Here is a 3,836-nt window from a genome sequence, read left to right as displayed (position 1 = left end):
GTCATGTGGTGCTTGATTGTCTTCTCGTGGAGGTTCAGGCGCCGTGCGACCTCCTTGTTGCTCAGCCCCTCCGCCACTAGCCGCAGGATTTCCGTTTGCCTTTCGGTCATCTGCCGCAGCCGGTCTGCTGTGCTGTTAGCAGGGGACTGGAGATCCGAGAGCAGCCGTGCCGAAAGAGTTGGCGTGAGGTAGCTCTCGCCGGCCGCTACGTTGCGCAGGATGTCAGCGAGCCCGCGCGACCCTACGCCTTTGAGGACATAGCCGCGCACCCCTGCATTCAGAGCCTTAGTTACATCGGCATTGGCCTCCGATACGGTCAACATGACAATCTTCTGGGTGGGGTAGCTGGCGAGGATGCTCTCAACCGCCGCGAGGCCGCCGCCCGGCAAAGAGATGTCGAGCAGCAATATGTCGGGTCGCACCGTAGAGGCGAGGCGTTCGGCATCCTGCGCCGTGGCGCCCGCGCCAACCATCTCGAAGCCTCCGATCTCTGACAGGCTGCGCATCACGCCTTCGCGAAAGAGTGGATGATCTTCGACAACAGCGATGCGAATGGCGCCGACCATGCTTGCTCCCCTCAACAGCGTGCGCTGAAAACGTTATTGAACTTGCTGATGGATTTTAGGTTCCGCTCATAAACCAAAAAATGCCCGCTCTACGGAGAGGGTTCGCCGCCGTTCGACGCCGTTGGGTGTTGCTGATTGAGCAGTGTGGACAACGCCGTAATGATCTGGGGAGGGAAGAACGGCTTGACGATCATCACGCTGTCTGGGACGCCTTCAGAGCCCCAGGAAATAGCACCATCGCCGCTGATGTAGACCACAGGTAGGGTTGGATTGCTTCGCCTTACATGCCTGGCTACTTCCCACCCAGTTTCTCCCGAGCCGAGACGGATGTCCGTAAGGAGGCCGGCGAACTTGTTTGGATCCTCATCAAACGCCTTTACGGCGGCTTCGGCACTCGGCACTCCTACGACGAGAAAGCCCGCGTCCTGCAAAGCTGTTTCAAGGTCGAGCAGGATCAAGAGCTCGTCTTCGACGACCAGAATAGCGCTTTCGCTCATGAACCACCCTCCCGGCCGCCACAACGGCGCGATTGAGTGTTGGTTCCACCGATCAACGGGGTGGGACAGCGGCGGCGGGGGTCTGGAGTAGCTGGGATCGCCCAGCATAGGTCAACATGCGGCGGCGGGGTTGGTGCTTTAGCCGTTCTCTGGCGATGTTTCGCTTCGAAAATTGAAATATAAAGCCCCCAGGATCCGGTTTGCCCTCAAAGGCGCCAGCGCCTATATGCTTGGACTTAGCCGAAGCAGAGGAGAATGAGCTTGATCGACGAGGATGCCGATGGAGCGACGATAGCCAGAGGGACGATTTCCACGGCAAGAGAATGCGCTCGTATGATCGGCAAGATTGGGCCTAGGTTCACGGCGCTCGAACTGGCCGAGATGGAGGAAGCTGTGGACGAATAACCAACGCAATCGAATTGAAAAAACGAATGAACGCTGCCCCGTAGCAAAGGCATTGGGCGCCAGGGGGTGGCAGAAGCGCGCCGAGACCATAATGCGCGCGCTGAGATCGCCAATAAGGCGGCGGAAAGCCCTGGACAAAAGGGGCTAGTTCGGCCCCTTTTCCTCTTCGAGCAAATCGATGCGCTTTTGTAGTTTGCGCATTAGCTCCTTCGCTCCTTCTAGGTCCACATCGGCGTAATGCGAATGCGGTCATCGTAGAGCACGAGCGATGACGTGCCCTCCGCAACAGCGACTTGGGCTACAGGCGTGGCCTCTCCACCGCCAAAGAACCTAGGCGCCGGGTGCCAACTCATCTCGGCAAATTTCTTCTCCATCGACACTTCCTTGTCGCACCAATATGCGGTGATCAGCGAAGCCAGGGCCGCAGCCGCCATTCCTGTGACGCCCAGCGCACCAAGCCCCATGAGCTTCCACCGGGTCACCTCGGCAGTGACCGCCTTCACTCCCGTCATATCGTCGTTGAGCTTGCTGACAGCGGCTTCGGTTGCCGCCACACGGTCAACCAGCTCGTCGGTTTTCGCATACATCTTGGACCGGCTGGCGGCAGCGCGCTGTTCGGACTGCTCGTAGCTCAAGGCAGCACGGGAATCGCTGTCCTTGATGTCGCGTCGGATCTCCGTGATGTCGCGCTGCATGTTCTGCGTGGCCTCCAAGAGCCCGCCGATTATCATTTCCAGGCTCTTGTTTGCCGAAGTTGCCATGTCAGGCTTTCCAACCGCAGAGCTTGGCGCCCGTTTCATTGTGCGCCAGGATCGCCGCAACCGACCCATCCGAGAGCGTGGCGACTTCCGCCTTCGTGAGACGGATAGGATGCTCCACGGCGCAAAAGCTGCCTCCGACCGTAGTGCAGGAGATCATTGCAAAAAGTGCAAAGATCATCGTCAGGATTTTGACCATTCGCCCAACCTCCCCCGGTTGTCGCCAAGAGCGCGGCCGGCCACGGCATCATCGATCTTCTGGCCTCCGATGCGCGCTGCGGCGTCGGCCGCGTCCTGCTTGGCCTGGTTCTTCGCTTTGCCCATGGCATAGGCTCGCCAGAGCGCGACGAGCCCGGCCGCGCCGGCAAGGAGGTACGGCCACAACTGAGCGACGAGAGCAGCGAGGAAGGCGGACATCACTCCGCGACCTCCGCCTTGATCTGGCGCACCGCAGAGACGATCTGTGAGCGAAACAGGAGCAGGACCAGCAGGAGCACCAGCAGGACCACACCGCCAGCCAGGACAGCTTGCCAGTCCGTGCCCGCAAGCCAGCCAAGCCCGATAGCGCCGGAACCGAAGAGGCCGGTCAGCCAAGACAGAAAGCCGGATTTCTCCTTGACCTTCTGTTCGACCTTTTCAGGAACAACGGGTTTGTCGACCGGCACCTTCACCTCGACAGTGACCGGCGGCGGAGTGTCGGGCAAAGCTGACAGCTTCAGCGTTTCGGCGCGCACCGACTTGACGCGGTCGGACCAGCCCTTGCCGAAGGTCTTCCATGTCGGGAGACGCTTCAGGAAGCCTAGGCGATTGTCGCACAGCGCGTCGATGACAACGCCGGCCGGCTTAGCCTTTACGGCTGCAATGGTGGCCGGGCCAATGCGCCCATCCTGCTTGATCCCCACAACGGCCTGAAGATATTTGGCCGCGCGACCGGGACCGCTATTCACTGCGAAACCAAAAACAGCGTAGTCGACCCCGCTGGGAAGCTGGGCGCCGGCCGTCGCATCCCAGTAGAAACGGCGGTAGACCGTCGCGACCTGGGCGTCAGTGATTTTGCGCAGATCGGCCTTCGTCGCATCGGCCTTCACATAGCGGCGGAAGTTGGTGAGCGTGACGCCTTTCATGGTTGGCGCCGCCGGGATCGGCCGGGTTGTCCACCCAGAGGCCTTCAGATTTCAGAACGAGCGCAAGCGCCCGCGCGAAGTTGCGGTCCATGGCTAGTACCTTTCCGCCCTGATGGGCAGTTGTTGAATTGGCAATGGAGGTGGACGGCTGAAATCAGCCGGTTAAGCAAATCAGCGGTCTAGCCGCTGGCACTCATCAAGTAGGCCACCAAGCTCCAGGCAGAGATCGACGCGGCCGAGGCTGTTGGCCTTGTCGTCAATCCCGATGCGGCGGTTGTAGGCCGTGACGGTGTCTTTTAGTTGAGAAACACGACCGGCCTTGTGACCGCTGGAGTAGGCGAAACCAGCGATGCAAATACTAGCAGCGATTGCAAGCGCGGCAGTCTTGGGGTTCATTGGCATTTTCGCCCCTCGAATCGACTTGGGAAGTATTCGTCCATGGAAGACAGTTTGACTGAATTGGCAGCGCGGCTCCAGATGCAATGG

General features: G+C 60.0%; 7 protein-coding genes and 1 pseudogene. 1 reads left to right on the top strand and 7 read right to left on the bottom strand.

The features are described 5' to 3' along the window. The coding region (locus EN932_RS31135; RefSeq protein WP_164890713.1) for a response regulator transcription factor at positions 1-566 on the bottom strand (566 nt) is incomplete at its 3' end. A gap of 89 nt (positions 567-655) precedes the next feature. Next, entirely contained in the window at positions 656-1,063 is a 408-nt protein-coding gene (locus EN932_RS31130; RefSeq protein ID WP_127367823.1) for a response regulator, read from the bottom strand. A 255-nt stretch (positions 1,064-1,318) separates the two neighbouring features. Between EN932_RS31130 and EN932_RS38175 the strand changes: the two genes are divergently transcribed. Further along, positions 1,319-1,468 (top strand): hypothetical protein, encoded by a 150-nt coding sequence (locus EN932_RS38175; protein WP_164900104.1) that lies wholly within the window; start codon positions 1,319-1,321, stop codon positions 1,466-1,468. 218 nt (positions 1,469-1,686) lie between these two features. Here the strand turns inward: EN932_RS38175 and EN932_RS31125 are convergent, their stop codons facing one another. The 5 genes and pseudogenes from EN932_RS31125 to EN932_RS31105 all read right to left on the bottom strand — a co-directional run. Next, on the bottom strand, positions 1,687-2,229 hold the full coding sequence (locus EN932_RS31125; protein ID WP_128337852.1) for a DUF1515 family protein: 543 nt from the start codon (positions 2,227-2,229) through the stop codon (positions 1,687-1,689). Position 2,230: 1 nt separating this feature from the next. Further along, positions 2,231-2,425, bottom strand: a complete 195-nt coding sequence (locus tag EN932_RS31120) for a hypothetical protein (RefSeq protein ID WP_127371230.1) — start codon at positions 2,423-2,425, stop codon at positions 2,231-2,233. Then, positions 2,410-2,643 (bottom strand): hypothetical protein, encoded by a 234-nt coding sequence (locus EN932_RS31115; protein ID WP_128337851.1) that lies wholly within the window; start codon positions 2,641-2,643, stop codon positions 2,410-2,412. Before EN932_RS31115 ends, EN932_RS31120 begins: the two co-directional genes overlap by 16 nt. After that, the gene (locus EN932_RS31110) at positions 2,643-3,314 is read right to left on the bottom strand and encodes a glycosyl hydrolase 108 family protein (protein WP_245483356.1); all 672 of its coding nucleotides are present in this window, start codon (positions 3,312-3,314) and stop codon (positions 2,643-2,645) included. Before EN932_RS31110 ends, EN932_RS31115 begins: the two co-directional genes overlap by 1 nt. A 207-nt stretch (positions 3,315-3,521) precedes the next feature. After that, positions 3,522-3,836, bottom strand: a pseudogene (locus EN932_RS31105) (hypothetical protein); the annotation flags it as partial.

This window comes from Mesorhizobium sp. M7A.F.Ca.US.002.01.1.1, assembly GCF_004022955.1.
Taxonomy (GTDB): Bacteria; Pseudomonadota; Alphaproteobacteria; order Rhizobiales; family Rhizobiaceae; genus Mesorhizobium; species Mesorhizobium ciceri.
This window is presented reverse-complemented; position numbering and strand designations above follow the sequence as displayed.

Bases quoted from the DNA above. Each gene is read 5' to 3' on its own strand.
- EN932_RS31130 (WP_127367823.1), bottom strand. From the start codon at position 1,063: ATGAGCGAAAGCGCTATTCTGGTCGTCGAAGACGAGCTCTTGATCCTG.
- EN932_RS38175 (WP_164900104.1), top strand. From the start codon at position 1,319: ATGAGCTTGATCGACGAGGATGCCGATGGAGCGACGATAGCCAGAGGG.
- EN932_RS31125 (WP_128337852.1), bottom strand. From the start codon at position 2,229: ATGGCAACTTCGGCAAACAAGAGCCTGGAAATGATAATCGGCGGGCTC.
- EN932_RS31120 (WP_127371230.1), bottom strand. From the start codon at position 2,425: ATGGTCAAAATCCTGACGATGATCTTTGCACTTTTTGCAATGATCTCC.
- EN932_RS31115 (WP_128337851.1), bottom strand. From the start codon at position 2,643: ATGTCCGCCTTCCTCGCTGCTCTCGTCGCTCAGTTGTGGCCGTACCTC.